At 75.6% G+C, this 20,744-nt stretch carries 17 protein-coding genes; 5 read left to right on the forward strand and 12 right to left on the reverse strand.

Annotated features, from left to right (window positions below):
• Nucleotides 1–166 precede the first annotated feature (166 nt).
• On the reverse strand, nt 167–871 hold the full coding sequence (locus ACIPLC_RS18140; RefSeq protein ID WP_400473979.1) for a GNAT family N-acetyltransferase: 705 nt from the start codon (nt 869–871) through the stop codon (nt 167–169).
• Between the two features lie 350 nt (nt 872–1,221).
• Between ACIPLC_RS18140 and ACIPLC_RS18145 the strand changes: the two genes are divergently transcribed.
• Nucleotides 1,222–1,446, forward strand: coding sequence for a hypothetical protein (locus ACIPLC_RS18145; protein ID WP_400473980.1), 225 nt, complete (start codon nt 1,222–1,224; stop codon nt 1,444–1,446).
• A gap of 225 nt (nt 1,447–1,671) precedes the next feature.
• Here the strand turns inward: ACIPLC_RS18145 and ACIPLC_RS18150 are convergent, their stop codons facing one another.
• From ACIPLC_RS18150 to ACIPLC_RS18170, 5 genes are all read right to left on the reverse strand, one after another.
• A complete protein-coding gene (locus ACIPLC_RS18150; RefSeq protein ID WP_400473981.1) occupies nt 1,672–2,889 on the reverse strand; it encodes a sensor histidine kinase in 1,218 nt (405 codons plus the stop codon).
• Complete coding sequence (locus tag ACIPLC_RS18155; RefSeq protein ID WP_400473982.1) at nt 2,886–3,695, reverse strand: response regulator; 810 nt, start codon at nt 3,693–3,695, stop codon at nt 2,886–2,888. Before ACIPLC_RS18155 ends, ACIPLC_RS18150 begins: the two co-directional genes overlap by 4 nt.
• Nucleotides 3,692–4,579 carry a hypothetical protein gene (locus ACIPLC_RS18160; protein ID WP_400473983.1) on the reverse strand — a complete coding sequence of 296 codons (888 nt, stop codon included), beginning with the start codon at nt 4,577–4,579 and terminating at the stop codon, nt 3,692–3,694. The genes ACIPLC_RS18155 and ACIPLC_RS18160 overlap by 4 nt, the downstream gene beginning before the upstream one ends.
• A 165-nt stretch (nt 4,580–4,744) precedes the next feature.
• Nucleotides 4,745–5,527: a class F sortase gene (locus tag ACIPLC_RS18165; protein ID WP_400473984.1), complete on the reverse strand. Its 783-nt coding sequence runs from the start codon at nt 5,525–5,527 to the stop codon at nt 4,745–4,747.
• A 79-nt stretch (nt 5,528–5,606) separates the two neighbouring features.
• Nucleotides 5,607–6,077: a hypothetical protein gene (locus ACIPLC_RS18170; RefSeq protein WP_400473985.1), complete on the reverse strand. Its 471-nt coding sequence runs from the start codon at nt 6,075–6,077 to the stop codon at nt 5,607–5,609.
• A 409-nt stretch (nt 6,078–6,486) separates the two neighbouring features.
• Here ACIPLC_RS18170 and ACIPLC_RS18175 point away from each other — a divergent pair, with 409 nt between their 5' ends.
• Entirely contained in the window at nt 6,487–7,233 is a 747-nt protein-coding gene (locus ACIPLC_RS18175; protein ID WP_400473986.1) for a DUF2306 domain-containing protein, read from the forward strand.
• Between the two features lie 244 nt (nt 7,234–7,477).
• Here the strand turns inward: ACIPLC_RS18175 and ACIPLC_RS18180 are convergent, their stop codons facing one another.
• The 4 genes from ACIPLC_RS18180 to asnB form a co-directional block, all read right to left on the reverse strand.
• On the reverse strand, nt 7,478–7,999 hold the full coding sequence (locus tag ACIPLC_RS18180) for a hypothetical protein (protein WP_400473987.1): 522 nt from the start codon (nt 7,997–7,999) through the stop codon (nt 7,478–7,480).
• Between the two features lie 76 nt (nt 8,000–8,075).
• Nucleotides 8,076–9,500, reverse strand: coding sequence for a pyridoxal phosphate-dependent decarboxylase family protein (locus ACIPLC_RS18185; protein WP_400473988.1), 1,425 nt, complete (start codon nt 9,498–9,500; stop codon nt 8,076–8,078).
• Nucleotides 9,501–9,656: 156 nt separating this feature from the next.
• Nucleotides 9,657–10,772 carry a hypothetical protein gene (locus ACIPLC_RS18190; protein WP_400473989.1) on the reverse strand — a complete coding sequence of 372 codons (1,116 nt, stop codon included), beginning with the start codon at nt 10,770–10,772 and terminating at the stop codon, nt 9,657–9,659.
• Between the two features lie 222 nt (nt 10,773–10,994).
• Entirely contained in the window at nt 10,995–12,845 is a 1,851-nt protein-coding gene (asnB, locus tag ACIPLC_RS18195; RefSeq protein ID WP_400473990.1) for an asparagine synthase (glutamine-hydrolyzing), read from the reverse strand.
• 216 nt (nt 12,846–13,061) lie between these two features.
• Between asnB and ACIPLC_RS18200 the strand changes: the two genes are divergently transcribed.
• Nucleotides 13,062–13,337 (forward strand): hypothetical protein, encoded by a 276-nt coding sequence (locus ACIPLC_RS18200; RefSeq protein ID WP_400473991.1) that lies wholly within the window; start codon nt 13,062–13,064, stop codon nt 13,335–13,337.
• 141 nt (nt 13,338–13,478) lie between these two features.
• Entirely contained in the window at nt 13,479–15,305 is a 1,827-nt protein-coding gene (gene glmS, locus ACIPLC_RS18205; protein ID WP_400473992.1) for a glutamine--fructose-6-phosphate transaminase (isomerizing), read from the forward strand.
• A gap of 87 nt (nt 15,306–15,392) precedes the next feature.
• On the opposite strand, the gene ACIPLC_RS18210 is transcribed toward glmS, so the two are convergent.
• Together ACIPLC_RS18210 and ACIPLC_RS18215 are read right to left on the reverse strand one after the other, a co-directional pair.
• Nucleotides 15,393–16,808 carry a lanthionine synthetase LanC family protein gene (locus ACIPLC_RS18210; protein ID WP_400473993.1) on the reverse strand — a complete coding sequence of 472 codons (1,416 nt, stop codon included), beginning with the start codon at nt 16,806–16,808 and terminating at the stop codon, nt 15,393–15,395.
• A complete protein-coding gene (locus ACIPLC_RS18215) occupies nt 16,805–20,206 on the reverse strand; it encodes a lantibiotic dehydratase (RefSeq protein ID WP_400473994.1) in 3,402 nt (1,133 codons plus the stop codon). Before ACIPLC_RS18215 ends, ACIPLC_RS18210 begins: the two co-directional genes overlap by 4 nt.
• 255 nt (nt 20,207–20,461) lie before the next feature.
• On the opposite strand from ACIPLC_RS18215, the gene ACIPLC_RS18220 reads away from it, so the two are divergent.
• Nucleotides 20,462–20,593 carry a hypothetical protein gene (locus tag ACIPLC_RS18220; RefSeq protein WP_400473995.1) on the forward strand — a complete coding sequence of 44 codons (132 nt, stop codon included), beginning with the start codon at nt 20,462–20,464 and terminating at the stop codon, nt 20,591–20,593.
• Nucleotides 20,594–20,744 lie beyond the last annotated feature (151 nt).

The following is a 20,744-nucleotide window of genomic DNA, read 5'->3' on the forward strand; positions in this document are numbered from 1 at the left end:
GCTCGACGATCCGGACCCCATGCAGCCTGCTGCGACGCGGCCGGAGGCGCCGCCGCGGGCGCCCTGACGGGTCGTCGGGGAAGACGGTGTACGGAGGGGGCCTTCGCCGCTTGGGACGCTCTCCGGGCCCGCGGGGTTCCCGGGTGAGGATGTGGTGAAGAAAGGATCAACGGCCCGGGCGGGCGCAGGAGGCCGGCTCGCCCGCGGCCAGCGTGGCGGTGATCACCAGGGTGCCGTCCTCGGCCCGGAAGTCCAGCGGCGCGGCCAGCCGGCGCATCGCGGTGATCAGCCCGGTGTTGGAGGCGTGCGTCACCGCGTACACCGTCGTCACACCGGCCGCCCGGGCCGCCGCCGACAGCTGCCGCAGCAGGGCCGGACCGAGTCCGCGCCGCTGCCAGGCGTCCTCGACCAGCACCGCCAGCTCCGCCTCGTCGTCGTCCCACATCAGGTGCCCGAGGGCGACGATCCGCCCGTCGGCGGCCGTCACGGCGAGGCTGCGGCCGTGCCGGGCGTCCAGCAGGTGGTCCAGGTAGCGGCCGGCGTCGCGGACCGGCCCGTGGTAGCGCAGCCGCAGCGAGGCGGGGGAGCAGCGGCGGTGCATCGCCAGGGCCGCCGCCCGGTCGGCCGGCCCGGCGGGGCGCAGCGTCAGCGCCGTCCCGTCCGTCAGCGTCAGCCGGGACGGCGTCTCCCAGCCCGGTACCGCCACGGCCCGCGGCCGGTCGACCGGGGGGTGCGGACGGGCGGGCCGGAACGGGCCCCCGGTGAGTGCGGGCAGCCGGGCGGCCTGGCCCTCGGGCGCCGCGCACCGGCGGTCGGACCTGCGGAAAGGCCGGTGCCAGAGCCGTTCGGGGCGAGTGCGTGATGCCGTCATGCAGCCGACGCTACCGACGCCGCGCTTCCGGCCGGTTACGTGATCGTGAACGCACGAGTGACCTGGACGGCTCCGGAGCGTGACCACGGCCCGGGGGCCCGACCGGGTTCCGGGGCGTGACCGGGAGGCCCCCGCACCGGCCGGGACGGCCCCGCACTGGCTGGGACGCTCCCGCACCGGCCGGGACGGCGACGGACGACCGGTGATGGCGGCGGACGACCGGTGATGGCGACGGACGACCGTTGATCCGGACACGCTCACGGATGGCGCAGGATCCGTGGACGGGCGGGCCTCTTCGGATAGTGATGGCTCGGCTTTCCGCCGATCCCACCTCCTCCGAAGGGGCTCACATGTCGTTCCGGCCGTCTCCCGTCAAGAAGTCCGCACTGGGCGTGGCGTGCTGCGCGCTGCTGCTCGCCGCACCGCTCGCCCTCGCCCAGCCGGCCGCCGCCGCCGACGGGCCCAAGACGCCGCAGGAGGCCGCCGCCTGCAAGAGCGTCGTCTCCACGCTGCTCGGCGGCTTCGGATCTATGCTCGCGAACGCGGCGTGTGTCGTCCAGCCGAGCGACGGCTGACCGACAGCTGAGCGACGGCTGAGCGGCCCGGCGGGCCGGGGCCACCCGGGGGGGCCCAGGCCCCGGCCGCCGCAGCGACACCGAGACCCCGACGATCCATCGCGCCGCCCACCTCCGTCCCTCGGCACCCGAACCGAACGCCCCCGTCCGACCCGGGCTCGGCGACCGTCCGTCGAAACCCGGGGGCGGAGGAGGGCGGAGGAGGCGGGGGAGGGCGCCGCGGGGTCAGCGGTGGGACGGGTCGTCGGGGAGGGTGAGGGTGGCGAGGGCGCCGCCGTCGGGGTGGTTGGCGAAGGTGAGGTCGGCGCCGATGACGCGGGCGTGGCCGGTGGCGATGGTGAGGCCGAGGCCGTGGCCGCGCCCGCGTTCGGGGGCGTTGGTGCGGAAGCGCTGGGGGCCGCGGGCGAGGAGGTCGTCGGGGTAGCCGGGGCCGTGGTCGCGGACGGTGATCCGGTGGCCGTCGACGTGCAGCAGGACCGGCGCGGTGCCGTGCCGGTGGGCGTTGAGCAGCAGGTTGCCGAGGATGCGGTCGAGGCGGCGCAGGTCGGTGCGGACCTGGCGGTCGGCGGCCACCGCCACGTCCACGTCGACCTCCAGGCCGGTGAGCGAGACGGTACGGCGCACCGCCCGCTCCAGCGGGACGGGGGCGAAGTCCGGGACCTCGGCGTCGGCGTCGAGGCGGGAGACCTCCAGCAGGTCCTCGACCAGCGAGCGCAGGGCCTGCACCCGGTTCTGGACGAGTTGGGTGGGGCGGCCGGGCGGGAGCAGCTCGGCCGCGGTGACCAGGCCGGTGAGCGGGGTGCGCAGCTCGTGGGCGACGTCCGCGGTGAAGCGCTGCTCGTCCTCCAGCCGGCGGTGCAGGGTGCGGGACATCAGGTCGACGGCGGCGGCGAGGTCGGCGACCTCGTCCTTTCCGTCGACGAGCTCGCCGATCCGGGCGTCCGTCCGGCCGGCGGCGATGCCCCGGGCGGCCGTCGCCGCGGTGCGCAGCCGGCGGCTGATCCGGTCGGCGACCAGCACGCCGGCCAGGACCGTGGTGAAGACCGAGGCGACGACGGTGATCAGGATGATCCGGTCGAGGTCGGCGATCGCCTGCCGGTCCTGGGTGAAGTCCACCCGGACGGAGAGCACCCCGGTCTGAACCGGTCGGGCCGCCCACATCGCCTCGCCGGTCGGGCCGCCGGCGAGCAGCGAGCCCTCGCGGCCGTCGGCCGCGAGCGTGCGCAGCCCGGCGGGCAGCGCCGGGTCGTCCAGGGTGAACCGGTCGGTGACCTCGCCGCGCTTGTAGGTGTCCACGGCCGAGCCGAGGGCGGCGAGCGCGGCGGCGCGGGCCTGGTCCACGTGCTGACGGATCATCGCCTGGTGGACCAGCAGGCCGACGGCCACCGCCACCAGGACGGCGATGGCGGCGACGGCGGTGGCGATCTGACGGCGCAGGGTCATGCCGGACGCCGCAGCTTGTAGCCGAACCCGCGGACGGTCTCGATCCGGCCGGGGCCGATCTTGGCACGCAGCCGCTGCACGTGGACGTCCACCACCCGGGTGTCGGCGCCCCAGTCGTAGTCCCAGACGCGTTCCAGCAGGGTGGAGCGCTCCAGCACGATGCCGGGCGCGGCGGTGAACTCCAGCAGCAGCCGCAGCTCGGTGGGGGTGAGCGGGACGAGGGCGCCGTCGACGCGCACCTCCATGCTGTCGGTGTCCACCTGCATGCCGTCGAAGCTGCGCAGCGCCGGGGACGGCGCGGGGGCCGAGGAGGAGGACGGTGTGGCGGACGGCGGGTCCGCGGGGCCGTCGGCGGCGGGGCCGGCCGGCCCGGTGGGGGCCGCGGGCTCCTCGGGCAGCGCGGGCTCGGCGGCCGGGACCACCCGGACCCGGCGCAGCACGGTGCGGATCCGGGCGACCAGCACGGCGCTCTCGAAGGGCTTGACGACGTAGTCGTCCGCCCCTGCCTCCAGGCCGGACACCACGTCGACCGGGTCGGTGCGCGCCGACATCATCAGGATCGGCAGCTGGCTCTCCTCCCGGATCCGGCGGCAGAGGCCGACCCCGTCGAGGAGCGGCAGCATGACGTCCAGCAGGAGCAGGTCGGGGCGCACGGCGTGGAAGGCCTCCAGGCCCTCCAGGCCGTCGGCGGCCGTGGTGACCGGGAAGCCGTAGCGCTCCAGGGCCATCCGGGTGGCCTCCCGGATCACCTCGTCGTCCTCGACGAGCAGGATGTGCGGGTGGGCGGGCGCGGCTGCGGGGTTCATGGCTTCGCTTCCGAGGGAGCCGAGGACGGGCGGACGGGGACCGGGACGGCCGCCTTCGGGGAGGAGCTTGCCACGCCGGAGCTCGGCTCGGGCGCGGCGGGCTTCGGTGGGGGGGTTGCGGAGGCGTGGCCGCCGGCGGAGACGGCGGGGCCTGCGGTGGGGGTGCTGGTGGGCGTCAGCGCGTTGCCGTTCGCGGCTCCGGCGGCGGGGCCGGCGATCGGGCCGGTGTCCTCGACCTTCCGCTCCAGCAGGCTGAGCCGGACACCGTCCCACTGGTAGTGGCTGCTGGTCTGGACGAACGCGGCGGTCGGCTCGTAGAGCCACAGGTCGGATCCGACGGTCGAGGCGCTGAACCCCTTCATCACCTCGACCCGGAGGATGGGCAGCAGCCGGTCGTCGGCCAGCGCGTAGACGTGCAGGACGACGGGCCCCGGGGTGGCGACGGCGACGACCAGGTCGTCCCGCCCGTCGCCGGTGAGGTCGCGGAACTCGGGGCTGCGGACCTCGCAGCCGGGGCAGGAGTCCAGGGCCCGCCGCTCCTCCGGGCCCACCGCGGGGTCCTTGGCGAGGACGGTGCGGACGTCGACCGTCCTGAGGTCGCGCCCGGGGACGGTGACGTCCGGGACGGGTTGCGGCGGCGCCTGCGTGGCCGTCCCGGCCCCGGTGGCGGGCGGGCTCGGCGACGGGGAGGCCGCCACGCCGGGCCAGAGCGGCTGGGCCACCAGTGGCGGCGCCACCGGCTGGGCGGCGCCGTGGTCCTGCAGCCCGCCGGGGGTGGCGCGGCCGATGACCAGGGCCGCTAGCGCCACGAGGACGGCCAGGGCGGCGAGGGCCGCCACCGGCACGGCGACGGGCCGGCGGCGGGGTGGGGATGCTGCTGCCACGGTCGGTGTTCGTCCTCCTGGTCTGCGGCGATGCGCCGGTTCGTCCCCGCACCGGTCTCGGTGGTACGCGTGGACGGCGGTCGGTGGTTCCCGAACCGCCGTCCCGAGCCGTTTCGGCCGGCGAACGGCCGCGACTGCCGGATGCCGCGCCGGTCTCAGCCGGTCTCAGCCGGCCGCACCGCCCGGAGTGGCCAGGTCCGCCAGGACGATGATGTTGTCCGTCCAGTGCCCGTCCGAACCGATCCGCCCGCCGCAGGTGATGAGCCTGAGCGCGGGCGCGGGGGTGTCACCATAGACCGTTTCGGTCGGGAAGCGGTCCTTGGCGGCCTGGAGCAGCGTGCGGACCTTGAAGTCCACGGTGCTGCCGTCCGCGCGCCGCACCTGGATCAGGTCGCCCGGCCGCAGCTTCGGCACGCCGTGGAAGACCGCCGGGCCGTGCGCGGTGTCGTAGTGCCCGATGAGGACGGCAGGGCCGGCCTCCCCGGGCGTCGGCCCGTTGCGGTACCAGCCGACCTCGCCGGCCCGGTCGGCGGCCGGCACCTCGACCGTCCCGTCGGGATTGAGCCCGAGGTCGGTCACCGGGGCGTCCACCCCGGCGGCCGGGACCAGCAGCCGGGTCGGAGCCGACGCGGCGAAGGGCTTCGGCGTGCCGGCCGGACTCCCGGTGCTCCCGGTGGTCCCCGTGGTTCCGGGGCCTCCCGAGGGCGGGGCCGCCGGGTTGTCCGTACTGCCGTGCACCGAGGGCTCGACCCGTACCACCGGGGTCTGCTGGCCGGACAGCGCCACGGTGGTGCCCAGCACCAGGCAGGCCAGGCCCGCCGCACCGAACACGGTCCGGCGCAGCGTGCCCGGGCCGGCGGCACGGCGCCGCCGGTGGCCGCGACCGCGCGGGAGGCGGTGGCGGGTGTCCTCGGGCTGCCCGCCGTCCGGCGGGGCCCCGGTGCCCACCGGGCCCCCGGCGCCGCCTCCCCGCCCGGTCAGGGGCGGGGAAACGGCGCCGGGGTGCCCGGCGGACTCGGGGCCGGTGTCAGCCGCGCGCACCGGAGCGGCGGCGCAGCATCGCGAAGCCCAGCGCACCGGCGCCGACGGCCGCGACGGCCCCGCCACCGGCCAGCATCAGGCCGTTGCTGTCGGTCTCGCCGGAGCCGTCGCCGGCCTGGGCCGCGCCCTTGGGCACCTCCTTGACCTGGGCCTTGCCGTCACTGGAGACCCCGGCGCCACCGGCGGCGGGCTGCGCGGTGGGCTGCGCGGTGGGCGTGGAAGAGGCGTCCTTGCCGACGACCGAGGGGGCCCCCGGGGTGGCCGAGGAGGGCTTGGCCGGGCTGGGCGTCGAGGTCGGCGCGGCCGACACGGCGGCACCCCCGGCGGGCGTGGCAGCCGGGGTCCCGTCGGCGAAGGCCTGCCCGCCGGTGACGACGGTCAGCAGCGCGCCCCCGGTCAGTGCGCAGACCGCCAGCACGCGGCGGGCGGGGGAGCGGTGGGTACGGCTCCTGCTCATACGGTGTTCTCCTTCGTCATGGACGCCGCCCGGCCGGGGTGGCCGGTGCGTCGTCAGCGACGTTAGGAGGCCCGTGTCGCGATCCCCGGCCGGTCGTGTCACGGCCGCCCATCGGCTGCGTAACGAACCCCGGGGCCCCGTTGCGGCGGGGGTGGCGGCGGCGGTGCCCGTGCCGTGGGGGCGGGGCCGGTTGACGTCGTGTCGGGTCGTAGGGGTAACCCCCTCCCGGCCCTGGGGGCTACCCCATGGCCCGGGGTCACGGGCCCGGCCAGACTGGCAGAGGTTCGAACAGCGCGGTGGTAGGCCCCCGTTCCGGGGTGGTGGGCGCTGCGAGCGGACCGCCGGCCGCCCGCGCGACGCCGCACCGTGCACGTGACGCCGTCCCACCTCCAGCCGATCGAGGTCACCGATGACCAGTACCGCCGCCGACACCGCGCCCGCCCCCGTCCCGCCGGCCAGCAGGGGCGGGCGCGTCCGCTGGGCCGTCGTCCTGCTGACCTCGCTCACCATCGTCGGGTACGCGGTGGGGACCTACGCCCAGGCCAGCCTGCCCATCGCCGCTTCGAAGGGCGGCCTGTCCGCCACCTACGCCGAGCGCCCGATGGCCGTCCAAGTCACCTTCTACGTCCACATCGTGACGGCTGCGCTCGCGCTGCTGGTCGGCCCGTTCCAGTTCTCCACGGCGCTGCGCCGACGCTCCCCCGCGGTCCACCGCTGGACCGGCCGCGTCTACGTCTTCGGGGTCGCCGTGGGATCCCTGGCCGCGTTCGTCATGGCGTTCTTCAACTCGGTCGCCTTCAACGGCTTCTTCGGGTTCGGCGGCCTCGCCCTGCTCTGGGCCTGGACCACCTGGCGCGGCTACCGTGCCGTCCGCCACCGCGACCTGCCGAGCCACCGCGCCTGGATGATCCGCAGCTTCGCCCTCACCTACGCCGCCGTCACCCTCCGGTCCTGGCTCGGCGTCCTCATCCTCCTCCAGACGCTCACCGCCCAGGGGCACGTCGACGGCGAGCGCCTCTTCGACAACGCCTACGCCGCCGTGCCGTTCCTCTGCTGGCTGCCCAACCTCATAGTCGCCGAGTTCCTCATCCGCCGCCGGGGCCTCCCCTCCTACCGCCTCACCCCGGCCCCCGCGGCCCGAGGCCGGCACTCCTGAGGGCCGCGGCCTCCTCGCCCCTGGAGGGCGGGCGGCGGCAGGCCCCGGGAGGTCGTTCAGGCCCGGCTTGCGTGGCGACGCCCCCTCGCCCTTCGGCCGCTGGGCCGCCTCCTTCCTCCGCCTGGGCCTGGTCGGGCACGCGCCCCGACGCCGCCGCGTCCGCCTCCGGCCGGGCGCGCGACGCTCCCCCGGCCTGGCGGCCGGGAGGTGCCCCCGGGGCCCGGCAAGATCCGCCGGACAGGGCCTAACCGATGCGGGTGGGGGTGTCGAGGAGAGGGTGGCCGGTGGTGGTGAGGAGGGTGGTCAGGTCGGTGGGGGTGAGGGTGTGGGGGGCGCGGAGGTAGAGCTCGTCGACGGTGGTGTCGGGGAGGGGGTGGGGCTGGAGGGACAGGATGGCGACGTGCTGGTCGGCGAGGACGGTGTGGACGCGGGCCAGGCCGTCGGGGGTGCTGCGGGCGGCGGTGCGGACGCGCCACAGGGTGGTCGGGGGTGCGGGGGAGTGGGGGTGGTGGTGCTGGGACCACCAGGTGTGGAAGAGGGCGGTGGCGAGGAGGGCGAGGGCGGCGGCGGTGAGGACCACCGGGCCGTCGGGGCCGTGGACGACGATCTTGGCGACCAGGTCGGCCGCGGTGACCGAGACGAAGACGGCGGCGAGTTCGACGGTGTCGCGGCGCCAGCGGTGGGTGCCGGCGCCGCGCCGTCGGGCCCGGGGGAGGGTGGGCGTCGGCTGCATGGTCGGGTGCTCCGTGTGCTCCGTCTGCTCCATGACAGCACTCTGCCCGGCGGGTGTTTCCTGTCCACGAACCCGCCGTGACCTGGTGGTTAAGGCCTTCGGGCCCGCGTTACGGTTGCAGCTCCGCGGCCGCCGCCTTGACCTCGGCGAGCAGGAGCTCCAGGTCGGCCTCGGTGGTGGTGGCGTTGAGCAGGCAGGCCCGGAGCATCTCGCGGTCGTCGAGGCGGGCTCCGGTGACGAAGACCCGGCCGCGCCGCTGGACGGCGGCGGGGAGTTCGCGGTTGAGGGCGTCGACGGCGGCCTCGTCCTGCCCGGGGGTGCGGTGGCGGAACGCGACGATGGAGATCTGCACCTCGGCCAGCAGCTCCAACTCCCCGTCAGCCTCGATCAGTTCGCCGAGGCGGCGGGCGAGGGCGGTGCAGCGGGCGATGTCCCGGGCGATGCCGTCGCGGCCCTTGTGGGCGATGGTGGCCCAGACCTTGAGCGCGCGGAACGGGCGGGTCTGCTCGGTGCCGTACTCGGAGAACCAGCCGAGCGCGCCGGCCGCCTCGTCGCGCAGGTAGGAGGGGACGAGGCTGAAGGTGCCGCGCAGTTCCTCGGTGTCGCGCACCAGTGCGCAGCCGCAGTCGACGGGGACGCCCAGCCACTTGTGCGGGTCGAGGGCGAGGGAGTCGGCGCGCTCCAGGCCGGCGTAGCGGTGGGCGATGGCCGGGTCGAGCCGGCCGAAGGCCCCGTACGCGCCGTCGACGTGCAGCCACAGGCGCTGTTCGGCGCAGAGGTCGGCGATCGGGCCGAAGTCGTCGACGGCGCCGGTGCCGACGGTGCCGGCCGAGGCGACGACCAGGAAGGGCAGCAGTCCGGCGGCCCGGTCGCGTTCGACGGCGGCGCGCAGTTCGGCGGGGTCGAGGCGTCCGTCCGGCCCGGTGGCGACGGCGCGCAGGTGCCGGCTGCCGAGGCCGAGGAGTTCGGCGGCCTTGCGGACGCAGGAGTGGGTCTCGCCGGTGACGTAGCCGACCAGCGGGGGCAGGCCGGCCAGGCCGTCCTCACGGACGTCCCGTCCGGCCCGGCGGGCGGCGCGGTTGCGGGCGGCGGCCAGGCACACGATGGTGGCCATCGAGGTGCCGGAGGTGAGCAGGCCGCCGCCGGCCGGGTGCGGGAAGCCGACGAGTTCGGCGATCCAGCGGACCACGGCGCGTTCCAGGTGGACGTCGGCGTGGTCGCCGCCGGCCGAGCTGGGGTTCATGGCGGAGGCGGCGAGGGTGGCGAGGACTCCGGCGGGGGCGGGGGCGGAGTTGACCCAGCCGAAGAAGCGGGGGTGGCCGTTGCCCATCGGGTGGGGGAGGACGTCCTGCCCGATGGCGGTGAGGAGGTCGGCGAGCGGGCGGCCGTCGGCGGGCAGCGGGGCGTCGAGCAGGGCCTGGCGGGCGGTGTCGTCCATCGGCTGCCAGACCGGGCGCCCGGGCAGTTCGGCGAGGTAGTCGGAGACGAGGTCGGCGGCGGTGTGCGCGGCGGCGCGGAAGTCCTCGGTGGTCATGATGGCGGTTCTCCAGGGGGCGGGGGAGGCGCGGCGTCCTCGGCGCACCCTGATCGTTCGGTCCGGCCTGATCGTTCGGCCCGGTGGACTGATCGGCCGATCCTACGAAAAGGGCCCGCGCCGTGCGGCGCGGGCCCTTCAGGTGAGACGGCGGGGTCAGTCGAGCGAGCTGGACAGGCCGCTGGCGGAGCGGCAGTAGCCCTGCATCTCCTTGTCGGTGATCTTGGCGCAGAGCCGGCCGGCCGCGCCGTCGTCGGTGTAGTTGACCGTGTAGTAGCTGACCAGGCCCTCGGCGCAGGCCTTGCGCTGCCAGCCGTCGGCGGCGGTGGCGCACTGCTGGGCGGCCCAGTCCTCGCGGTCGAGGTTGTACTTCATCGTCCGCGAGCCGACGCCGCGGCTGCAGTCGGTCGCCCCGCCGCTGGCCTTGCCGTTGAGGCACCACTTGAGGGCGTCGGCGTAGACCTCGGGGTGGTTCGGGTAGTCGTGCGAGGAGAGGTAGAAGGTCGGGGCGTAGAAGAAGCACGCGGACTGGAACAGGCCCGGCTGGTCCTTGCACGGGTACAGCGGGTCCTGGGCGAGCTTGTCGGCGGGCAGGTTCGCCTTGGCCTTCTCGTCCTCCTCGTCCGGGCCGAAGAGCTGCATGAACAGCCCTTCGGAGCAGCGGATCTTGTTCTGGTCGCTGGGGAACTTGCTGCACAGCTCGCGCGCCTTGGGGACGTCCTGCTTGGCGACGAACATGGTGCCGTGGCCGACGCCGTGGATGCACGGGCCGGTGTTCTGGGGCGCGCAGAGCTTGAGCAGGTCCACCTCGGGCTGGGTGGAGGCGTTGAGCATCTCCTCGACCGCGCCGTGCAGGTAGCCGGCCGCGCAGGTCTCGTGCGGGAAGGAGATGACCTTCTGGAAGTCGGCGTTGAAGCGCTTGACCGACGCGTGGCCGAGCTCGTGCGCGATCGGGTGGCAGAAGCGCACGGTGTACGGCTTCTCCTTGGTGATCCGGTCGAGGTCGGCGAGCGCGACGCCGGGGTCGGTGGCGTCCATCTCGGCCATCAGCTTGTTGCGCAGCGTCGAGCGGGTCCACACCGCCGGGTCGCCGGTCGGGGTGGCGCTCGCGGCCGCCGGCGCGACGCCGGGCGCGGGGCCGGCGCTCTCGGCGGTGGCCGGGGTCGTCGCCGCGGTGGCGGTCGCGGGCGACCAGTCGGTGACGGCCACCGACCCGAGGCCCAGGACGCCCAGGAGCAGGGCGGTGAGAATCGCGAATACCCGCGGTTGCATGAGGTGATCCCCCGGCGGATCGAGGTGGACGGTTCGCTCCCATCCTGACGGCAGGCCGGCGGGAATCCGCGTTTTCGCCCGCCATTCGGGAGGTGTCGGCGACGCTATCGCACGGTCCGACGCCCCGGCGCGGCGGGTTGGTTCCGGATGATCACCGGAATATCACCCGGACGGCGCAGCGGCCCGCCACCGCAGCCGCCGCGCCGTCCGGGGCGGCAACCGTCAGATGTCCAGCGTCACCTGGTAGTCCGTCAACCAGGTGTGCAGTTCGAGCGCGAGGTCGACGGACAGCCGGACGGACTGCGGGTCGGTGCCCGGGTCGAGGGCGTCGGCGAGGCGCCGCCGGTCGAGCAGGGCGAGCGCCGGGGACTTCTGCTCGGCGACGAGCTGGGCGAGCTCGGCCCGCAGCAGCTCCGGGTAGTGCGGGTCCTCGGTGACCGGGTACGGGCTCTTCACCCGGTCGGCGACGGCGTCCGGCAGCACGTCCCGGACGGCGGCGCGCAGCAGGCTCTTCTCCCGGCCGTCGAAGTGCTTCATCGCCCACGGCGTGTTGAAGACGTACTGGACCAGCCGGTGGTCGCAGAACGGCACCCGGACCTCCAGGCCGTTGGCCATGCTCATCCGGTCCTTGCGGTCGAGCAGGATGCAGACGAAGCGGGTCAGGTGGAGGTACGAGATCTCGCGCATCCGCCGTTCCAGCGGGTCGGCGTCCGGCAGGTGCGGGACTTCGGCGAGCGCCTCGTGGTAGCGGGCCCGCCGGTAGCCGTCCAGGTCGAGCCTGCGGAGCAGGTCGGCATCGAGCAGCTGTTCGCGCGGGCCGGTGCCCTGGCCGCCGAGGCCGCCCAGCGAAACCGCCCAGGGGAAGTCGTCGGCGGCGACCGCCCTCGGGTCGTGGAACCAGCGGTAGCCGCCGAACAGCTCGTCCGCGGACTCGCCCGACAGGGCGACGGTGGACTGGCGGCGCACGCCCTGGAAGAGCAGCAGCAGCGAGATGTCCATGTCGCCGAAGCCGCCGGGCAGGTCGCGGGCGCGCAGGACGGCGTCCCGCTGGGCGAGGTCGGTGAGCGCGGCGGCGTCCAGCTCGATCACGTTGTGGTCGGCGCCGACGTGCTCGGCGAGCATCCGGGCGTACGGGCCGTCCAGGGTCGGCCGGATCTCGCTGGCGTGGAAGTTCTCGCTCTGGCCGGCGAAGTCGACGGAGAAGGAGCGCACCGGGCCGGCGCCCTGGTCGTGCAGGACCCGGGCGGCGAGGGCGGTGACGGCGCTGGAGTCCAGGCCGCCGGAGAGCAGCGAGCAGAGCGGGACGTCCGAATCGAGCTGGCGGTGGACGATGTCGTCCAGCAGGGCCCGGACGGTGGCGACGGTGGCTTCCAGGGTGTCGGTGTGCTCGCGAGCCTCCAGCGCCCAGTAGCGGCGCACCGACACGCCCTCGCGGCGGACCCGGACGACGTGCCCGGGCCGGACCTCGACGATGCCCCGGTAGGGGGTGATGCCCGGGGTGCGGGTGAAGGCGAGCAGTTCGCGCAGCCCGTCCAGGTCGACCACCGGGCGGACCGCGGGGTGGGCCAGGAGGGCCTTCACCTCGGAGCCGAAGATCACGCCGTCGGGGGTGAGGTGGTAGTGCAGCGGCTTGACGCCCATCCGGTCGCGGACCAGCAGCAGTTCCTCGCTGCGGGCGTCCCAGATCGCGAAGGCGAACATGCCGTTGAGGCGTTCGGCGAAGCCCTCGCCCCACTCCAGGTAGGCGTGCAGCACGACCTCGGTGTCGCTGCGGGTGCGGAAGCGGTGTCCGGCCGCCTCCAGTTCCGCGCGCAGCTCGCGGTGGTTGTAGACCTCGCCGCTGTAGGTGAGCGCGGCCAGCAGCCGGCCGTCGTGCTCGACGGTCATCGGCTGGACGCCGCCCTCCAGGTCGATCACCGCGAGGCGGCGGTGGCCGAGGGCGGCGTGTCGTTCCAGGTGGACGCCGCCGGCGTCCGGGCCGCGGCAGATCTGGGTGGCCGTCATCGCGTCGAGGACGGCCCGTTCGGCGGTGAGGTCACGGTTGAAGGCGACCCATCCGGTGATCCCGCACATCAGCAAGCCTCCGGTCTTCCGCTACGTATGCGGAAAATGACGCTACGTGTCGGAGGGGTGTGGCTACAAGAGCGCGTCGGGAAGGAGCCGAGAACGAGTCGGGAGGGGCTGGGGAGGGCGATGTGGCTGGTTGTTTGAGCTGAAAGTCATAAAGTCTGCCCGAATTCGGGCAGGATTCTTGGCCCCGCTGGGCGGTGCGGCCTAGGCTCCTCACTCGTGCCGAGCTCACCCCACCCTCACGACGACCTCCTCGCCCACCTCACCCGGACCAGCCCGCTCGGGCCCCGGGAGGCGGCGCGGGTCGTGGCGGAGGTGCTCGCGTACTTCTCCGAGAGCACCGAGGAGTACGTCCGCCGCCGCCACGGCGAGCTCCAGGCACGCGGACTGACCAACGAACGGATCTTCGCCCGGCTCGCCGAGGAACTCCCCGCCCGCCGCGTCGCGGCACCCGAGCTCTCGGCGCGCCAGCTGCGCCGGATCGTCTACGGCTGAGCGCTGCCGCGGCGGGTGTCCGGGGCGGGGGGGCACGGCAGCCCCCGGGCACGCGCGGCATTCACGGATCCACGGATCCACGGCATTCACGGCACCGACGCACTCACGGCATTCACGGCATTCACGAAGAGGAGACCACGCATGTGCGGAATCGTGGCCTACATCGGCCCCAAGGACGCGACCCCCTTCCTGCTGGAGGGCCTGGCCCGGCTGGAGTACCGCGGCTACGACTCGGCCGGTGTGGCCGTCACCGGGCGCACCGGCGGGCTCAAGCTCCGCAAGGTCAAGGGGCGGGTCGCCGACCTGGCCGCCGCCGTCCCGGCCCGGTTCAAGGGCGGCACCGGCATCGGCCACACCCGCTGGGCGACCCACGGCGTCCCCAGTGACGCCAACGCCCACCCGCACCTGGACGGCGCCGAGCGGATCGCCGTCGTCCACAACGGCATCATCGAGAACGCCGACGAACTGCGCGCCAAGCTCACCGCCGACGGCGCCGTGTTCCGCTCCGATACCGACACCGAGGTGCTCTCCCACCTGATCGCCGCGCACGTCGGCGAGGGCGTCGAGCTGGAGGACGCGGTGCGCGCCGCCCTCGGCCGGGTGGTCGGCACCTACGGTATCGCGGTGCTCGACGCCGAGCAGCCGGACCGGATCGTGGCCGCCCGCAACGGCAGCCCGATAGTGCTCGGCCTCGGTGAGAAGGAGATGTTCGTCGCCTCCGACGTGTCCGCCCTCGTCCGCTACACCCGCCAGGTCGTCCACCTGGAGGACGGCGAGCTGGCCACCGTCCGCGCCGACGGCTTCCGCACCTTCACCACCGACGCCCGCACCACCCACCACCAGCCGTCCACCGTGGACTGGGAGATCGACTCCTACGACACCGGCGGCTACGAGCACTTCCTGCTCAAGGAGATCCACGAGCAGCCCGGCTCGGTCGAGCGCACGCTCAGCGGCCGGCTCGACGAGCGCTTCGCCACCGCGCACCTCGGCGGCCTCAACCTGGACGCCCGGGAGCTGCGCGAGATCCGCCGGGTGAAGATCCTCGGCTGCGGATCCGCCTACTACGCCGGCGAGATGGGCGCCCAGCTGATCGAGGAGCTCTCCCGCATCCCCGCGCACAGCGAGCCCGCCTCCGAGTTCCGCTACCGCAACCCGGTGATCGAGGCGGACACGCTCTACATCGCGGTCAGCCAGTCCGGCGAGACCTACGACACGCTGGCCGCCGTCCAGGAGATCAAGCGCAAGGGCGGCCGGGTGCTCGGCGTCGTCAACACCGTGGGCAGCGCCATCGCCCGCGAGTGCGACGGCGGCATCTACCTGCACGCCGGGCCGGAGATCTCGGTCGCCTCCACCAAGGCCTTCACCTCCACCGTGGTCGCCTTCGCGCTGCTCGCCCTGCACTTCGGCCGCATCCACGACCTCTCGCCGGCCGACGGCCGCCGGATCGTCGCGGCCCTGAAGGCGCTGCCGGACCAGATCCGCGAGGTGCTCGCGCAGACCGAGGCGATCGCCGAACTCGCCGCCGAGTACGCCGGATCGGAGGGCATGATGTTCATCGGCCGGGTCCGCGGCTACCCGGTCGCCCGGGAGGGCGCGCAGAAGCTCAAGGAGATCTCCTACGTGCACGCCGAGGCCTACCCGGCGAGCGAGCTGAAGCACGGTCCGCTGGCGCTGATCAGCCCCGAACTGCCCACCGTCGCGCTGGTCCCGGACGACGAACTGCTCGACAAGAACCTCACCACCCTCGGTGAGATCAAGGCCCGCTCCGGCCGCGTCATCGCGATCGGCCACCGCCGCCCCGAGGACAAGCTCGCCGACCACTGCGTCCTCGTCCCCAAGAGCGAGCCGGAACTCGACCCCCTGCTGCTCAACATCCCGCTCCAACTCCTCGCCTACCACGCCGCCGTGGCCCTCAAGCGCGACGTCGACAAGCCGCGCAACCTGGCGAAGAGCGTGACGGTGGAGTAGGCGGGCCGCCCGCTGACGGAGGCGGGGTCAGGCCGCCCGATGACCTGACAAGCGGAGGAGTGGGACAGCTTCCTCCTGATCAGCGGATCAGCGGATCAGCAGGAAGGCGTCCCACTCCTCGGCGGCGTCGCCGGTGCCCGCCGAGGACGCCTGCGCAGCGGTCCGGGCGGGGGCGCAGGCGTGGGCGTGCAGGGCGAGGGCCGCACCGGCCGTCCCCTCCAGGAGGCCGGGCGGGTCGCCGGCGCCGAGTGCCGTGTCGAGCTGGCCCGCGACGGTGGCGGCGAGCGCGGGGAGGTGGGCGGCCAGTTCGGCGGAGCCGGACTCCTCGGCCATCCGCTGGGCGATCCGCAGCAGGCCGCCGGTGCCGTGGCAGAGCCCGGGGCCCTGGAGGTTCCAGCCGGCGGGGTCGCGCAGTGTGTCGGTCAGCGCCGCGACGGCGGTGGTCCGCCAGTCGGAGCGGCCGCGGGCCGCGCCCGCCAGGAAGAGCGCGCGGGCCGCACCGGGGGTTCCGTAGCACCAGGCCGCCCGCGTCGGCTGGTCGGCCGGCAGCCGACCGGCCTCCTCGTCCTCGACGCGCAGGGTCATCGGCCAGGAACCGCCCACGCCGGGCCGACCCCCTGCGGCGCCGCGTCCGGTGGGGTCCGGCTCGGTGGGGTCCAGCTCGGTGGAGGCCGGGTCGGTGGAGGCCGGGTCGGTCGGGGCGGACCCGACCGGGGCGACCGGGCCGGGGACCCGCCGGGCGGCGAGCCAGCTCGCCAGTGCCTCGATCGCCTCGTCCTGACCGGGCACGTGCACGCCGCGCAGCCGGGCCAGCGCCAGGAGGGCGAGCGGGCCCGGAACCCCGTGGGCCAGGCCCAGGTTGAGATGCCCCCGGGGGAACCCGGGAGCCGCGCCGGGCAGCCCCGGTCCACCGGCGGTCCACCAGCGCGGCAGCACGCCGCCGGTCGGCTCGGCGAGTGCGACCAGCGCGGCGAGCAGGTCGGCCAGCACCGGGCCGTCCGGCTCCAGTGCGAGCAGCAGCCGGCCCAGGCCCGCCGCGCCCGAGACGGTGTCGAAGGTGTGCGCGCGCAGGCCCGCGCCGGCGGCCAGGTCGGCGCGCAGATCGGCGACGCGCCCGGCCGCGGCCTGCCGCACCCGGGGCGCCAGCCCGTCGAGCAGCGTGCGGTACTCGCCGGGGCGCCGCGCCATGGTGCGGGCGGCGAAGGCGATCGCGGCGGCACCGGAGAAGAGTCCGCCGCCCCGCATCGCCCCGGGGGACTTCACGGCGGCCGCGAGATGCCCGTGCGCGGCGCGGCGCAGCGCGGGGTCGTCCTCGCGGTCGGCCAGCACGGCGAGCGCGAGCGCGGCGCCGCTGCGGCCGGCCCCGAGCGTGTGCGCCGCTGCGGGCGGCGCGGCCGGTGGTGTCGTGGCGGACGCGCCGCCGCCCTCGGCGGCCGGTTCCTCGAGCGCACCGGGCCTGCTGAGCGACTCGGCCACCGCGCGGATCGGATCCGTCGTGTTCATCGCCCCTCCTGCGGGCCGGACCGGCGGGCCCGGTGGGCCTCGACGGCGCCCCTGGCCAGTGCGTAGGCCCGGCGCTCGGCCTCGCGGTCGATCCCGATCAGCCGGTTGTGGGCCATGTGCAGCAGTGAGGCCAGCACCGGGTCGGCCGAGGAGGGCTCCACCCGGGCCGCGTACCGCGCGAGTGCGGCCGCCCGCTGCTGCCAGGCGTCGGTCAGCGCGGAGTCGGCGGGCAGCAGGCCGCCCGCCGGGACGGTCGGCCCGTCGGGGCCGATCGCCCGCAGCGCGGCCGCACGCTGGGCCCGGAACGCCTGGTGGTGGCGCTCCGACTTCGGATACACCCCGGCCAGCCAGGCCCCGACCGAGGGCACGCCGGGGACGGCCGGCGGGACGGCCTGCCGGGCGATGGGGAGGTCCGCGCGATCCTCGGGCCCGCCGTCAGGGCCGCGGCCTCCCGCCGACCGCCCCGCCCGACCGGCCAGGAAGGCCTGCGCGGTGCCGGCGATGTTCACGGCGGCGAGCAGGTCCCGGGAGAGCGCGCGCTCCGCCCGGGCCAGCCGCAGCGCCGCCAGCGTGACGAGGCTGTCGGCGTGGAAGACCCGTTCGGCGTCGGCCAGCACCTCGGCGCCGCCGTAGCGGTCGGTCTCCGGCGCGTAGCCCTCCAGGCGCAGGTCGGCGGCGAGCCCGGCCCGGCGCAACTCCCGTACCCAGTCGTGCACCGTGGGCAGCAACTCGGCGGCGAGGACCGGCGGTGCACCGTGGAAGCGCAGCCGCAGGTGCGGTGCCGAGTCCTGGTAACGGACGAAGAACCAACGGTCCACGTCGGCGGGCAGGGCGTCGAGCAGCCGGGGCAGGTGCTCGACCAGGATCTCCTCCTGGCGGGCCTCGGTGGCCGCCAGCCGGGCGAACAGCCAGGATCCGCCGGGGAGTTCGACCGTCCGTTCGCGCCGGGCGGGCAGCGGGCGGCGCCGTCCGGCCGCCGTCGGCCCGACCCCGGTGCGGCGCAGCGGGACCACCAGCTCGGCGGTCCGCGCACCATCCGGTCCGCACAGCCAGCCGCCGTCGCCGGCCGGGGCGGGTTCCTCCTGGAGCACGGTGGGTTCGGCGGACCGGGCCTGGCTGTGCAACAGCCGCCGGTGCCACGGGAGGTCGAGGTCCAGGCTGATCCGCTGGTCGCCGCTGACCAGGCGGACGGCGGCCGGCACTCCCCACCGCCGGCGCCAGCGGGCCAGGCCCTCGTCCCACTGCTCGAACGGGGCAGCGGCCGCCGGGACGGGCGCGGTCAGCCGCCAGGTGGCCGGGGCCAACACCACCCGGCCCCGGCGGACCCGCGGCAGTACGGGCGCGCTGTTCGCCGCCCCCCAGTCCCAGGGCTGCCAGGGCCGTTGCCCGGTCAGCGTCACCTCCTGGAGGAAGCGGGCCGCGTTCGGCGCACCGCTGCGCAGGTTGAGCGCGTGATGGGTGGCGGCGCGGACCTCCCGGCCGAGGCGGCGGGAGTACACCGCGAGCCGCTCGGGGTCGGCCAGGACGACCAGGTCGTCCAGCGGCAGTACGGACGGGCCGCCCGGGTCGGCGAAGGCGCTGACCACCACCCGGTGGTCGAGCCAGCGCGGGGTCAGGGCGATGTTGGCGTGGCGCGGGCGGTACGGGGTGAACTCCAGGTGCGCTTCGAGTGCGCCGTCTGTGCCGCCGTCGCCGTCGCCGTCTGCGCCGGATCCGGTGGACCGCGCCGACCCGGCGGCCTCGGCCAGCAGCGCCCCGCCGGCCACTGCGGGGTCACCCGCCGGCCGGCCCGGGTGGGCATCCGGGTCGGTGCCCGCGCCGGTGCCCGCGCCGGTGCCCGCGAGCAGGGTGGCGAAGCGGCCGAAGGTGGCTCCGGCGCGGTCGCTGCCGGCGACGGGGGAGAGCACGAGCCGGAAGTCCCCGGCGTCCAGCGCCTCCAGGGAGTCCGCCGCCAGTTCGGCGTACAGCTCCAGGGAGGCGGGCGGGGTGTCGGCGGCGCCGCCCGCCTCGTCGCGCGGCGGGGTCAGTCGGGCCAGCAGGTCGTCGTCCAGGAGCACTTCGGGCAGCGTGCCGTCCGGTCCCCGGTCGGCGAGGGCGCCCGCTGCCAGCTCGGCCAGCAACCGGTCACGGGCCGCGTCGGCGTCGGAGCGGGCGCGGGAGGGCTGGGGGTTGGCCGAGCCGCGGGGGCCGGCCGGGCGCCGGTAGCCGGCCGGCGGCCCCATGCCGGTGTCGGGGTCGAGCAGTTCGGTCAGCGGGACGGGGCTGTCGGTGCCGTACCGCTCGATGAACTCCGCGTGGTAGGCGCGCAGATGCTCGGGTGCGGGAGCCGACGGTGACAGGCGCCAGAGCAGCGCGGCGGTCTGCTCCAGCTCGGTGCGGACCTGGTCCGGCAGGACCACGTCGACGTCCAGGGCGAGGTCCGCGTGGAGCGGGCGGTCGGTCGGGGCGAGCCGGGTCATCCGGGCCCGGAGCTCGCGCAGCAGGTCGGTGGCCTGTCCGCGGGGCAGGGCGGCCGCCTGCGCCGACGCGGTGCGGACGGCCGTCAGTTCGGCGTGCACCGGGTGGTCGGCGGGTATCCGGTCGAGCACATGGCCGAGCAGGTCGGTGCTGTCCGGCGGGGGCGTCAGGTCGGTGAGCAGGAAACCCTGTCCGACCAGCGAGCGGACCAGGGCCGCGACCGCCTCGGCCGGGGCCGTGGGGAAGTCGGCGGTCAGCGCGGCGAGCAGGTCGGGGTACCGGACCGGCTCGGCGGCGGTCCGGATCGCGGCCCGGACCACGGCGGTGGCCCGCACGGTCCGCTCGGCGACCGGCTCCGCCCCGGTACCGGCACCGGGCCGACGCTCGGGCAGATACGGCAGCACCAGGCGGCCACCGCGCAGCCGGGCCTGCTGGTCCACGGCCAGCCGCAGGCCGGGCAGCACCGCCGGGTCGGTCCGCAGCCGGTCGAGCAGCGGGAGCAGCCAGCCCAGGTCGGGCCGTAGGGCGCGGCGGTCGGCCCCGCCCCAGCGGACCTTGGCCGCCGCGCCGAAGCGCGCCGGCACCACCGCGGCCATCAGCCCGAACGGGGTCGGCCGGGTGGCCATCCGCAGCCGGTAGCGGCTGACCGCCTCGGCCGCCCGGCGCAGCGCGGCGGGGCGGGGCACGGTGCCTGCGGCGACCTGGTCGAGCAGGTCGGCGAGGGAGGGGCTGGAGAGCTCGATCGCCTCGCGCAGGGCCGGGTCGGCGGCGGCCTCGGCGAGGTGTGCCAGGAGCGCGGCGTCGGCGGGCCCCGACGCGGGGTGCGCGGGGTCGGCCGGGGCGGCGTGACGGCGCGAGCGCGGCAGCGCGGGTGTCCGCAGCAGGACCGGGCCGGTCGCGGTGAAGAGTCCGTCCTGCGGCGCTCCGTGCGTCTCGACCACTGTGCTCCTCGTGCCTCGTGCCTTGTGCTTCACGCCCCGTGCCGATGCCGTCACGCGGCTCGCACTCCTGACGGCGGGTCGGGTCGTGTCTACCTCGGCGATCGAAAACTGTCCACCATTGATCGAACTGTTTCGATTTTTGGCTGAGTTAATCCATTCATCCGTGCAGAACCATTGCTGGGCCCCTACAGGAGTGCCTAACGTCCGCTGCAGTTCGCCGCGGGTCAGCCGCGGCACTGACGAAGGGAGGCCCTCATGGCCGACAACATGCTGGAGCTGTTCGACCTCGACGTGCAGGACCTGGTCTCGGCCGAGCTCGGCGAGCAGGAGGAGTCCGCGTTCAGCATCTCCTGTGAGGGGTCCTGCACCCGTCCGTGGTGCATCTAGTCCGGTAGCAGTACCGGTACTACGGGGCGGGGGGGGGGGGGGGGGCGGGGGGGGGGGGCCCCCCGCCCCCCCCCCCCGCCCCCCCCCCCCCCCGGCGCGCGGGCCCCCCCCCGGGGCGCCCGCCGCGCCCCCCCCGCCCCCCCCCCCCCCC

It is taken from the genome of Kitasatospora sp. NPDC086801 (assembly GCF_044745805.1).
Taxonomy (GTDB): Bacteria; Actinomycetota; Actinomycetes; order Streptomycetales; family Streptomycetaceae; genus Kitasatospora.

Excerpts from the sequence above, each read along its gene's own strand:
- ACIPLC_RS18190 (WP_400473989.1), bottom strand. The coding sequence starts at position 10,772 with ATGCAACCGCGGGTATTCGCGATTCTCACCGCCCTGCTCCTGGGCGTC.
- ACIPLC_RS18170 (WP_400473985.1), bottom strand. The coding sequence starts at position 6,077 with ATGAGCAGGAGCCGTACCCACCGCTCCCCCGCCCGCCGCGTGCTGGCG.
- ACIPLC_RS18180 (WP_400473987.1), bottom strand. The coding sequence starts at position 7,999 with ATGGAGCAGACGGAGCACACGGAGCACCCGACCATGCAGCCGACGCCC.
- ACIPLC_RS18140 (WP_400473979.1), bottom strand. The coding sequence starts at position 871 with ATGACGGCATCACGCACTCGCCCCGAACGGCTCTGGCACCGGCCTTTC.
- ACIPLC_RS18150 (WP_400473981.1), bottom strand. The coding sequence starts at position 2,889 with ATGACCCTGCGCCGTCAGATCGCCACCGCCGTCGCCGCCATCGCCGTC.
- ACIPLC_RS18175 (WP_400473986.1), top strand. The coding sequence starts at position 6,487 with ATGACCAGTACCGCCGCCGACACCGCGCCCGCCCCCGTCCCGCCGGCC.
- ACIPLC_RS18155 (WP_400473982.1), bottom strand. The coding sequence starts at position 3,695 with ATGAACCCCGCAGCCGCGCCCGCCCACCCGCACATCCTGCTCGTCGAG.
- glmS (WP_400473992.1), top strand. The coding sequence starts at position 13,479 with ATGTGCGGAATCGTGGCCTACATCGGCCCCAAGGACGCGACCCCCTTC.
- ACIPLC_RS18145 (WP_400473980.1), top strand. The coding sequence starts at position 1,222 with ATGTCGTTCCGGCCGTCTCCCGTCAAGAAGTCCGCACTGGGCGTGGCG.
- ACIPLC_RS18220 (WP_400473995.1), top strand. The coding sequence starts at position 20,462 with ATGGCCGACAACATGCTGGAGCTGTTCGACCTCGACGTGCAGGACCTG.
- asnB (WP_400473990.1), bottom strand. The coding sequence starts at position 12,845 with ATGTGCGGGATCACCGGATGGGTCGCCTTCAACCGTGACCTCACCGCC.
- ACIPLC_RS18210 (WP_400473993.1), bottom strand. The coding sequence starts at position 16,808 with ATGAACACGACGGATCCGATCCGCGCGGTGGCCGAGTCGCTCAGCAGG.
- ACIPLC_RS18185 (WP_400473988.1), bottom strand. The coding sequence starts at position 9,500 with ATGACCACCGAGGACTTCCGCGCCGCCGCGCACACCGCCGCCGACCTC.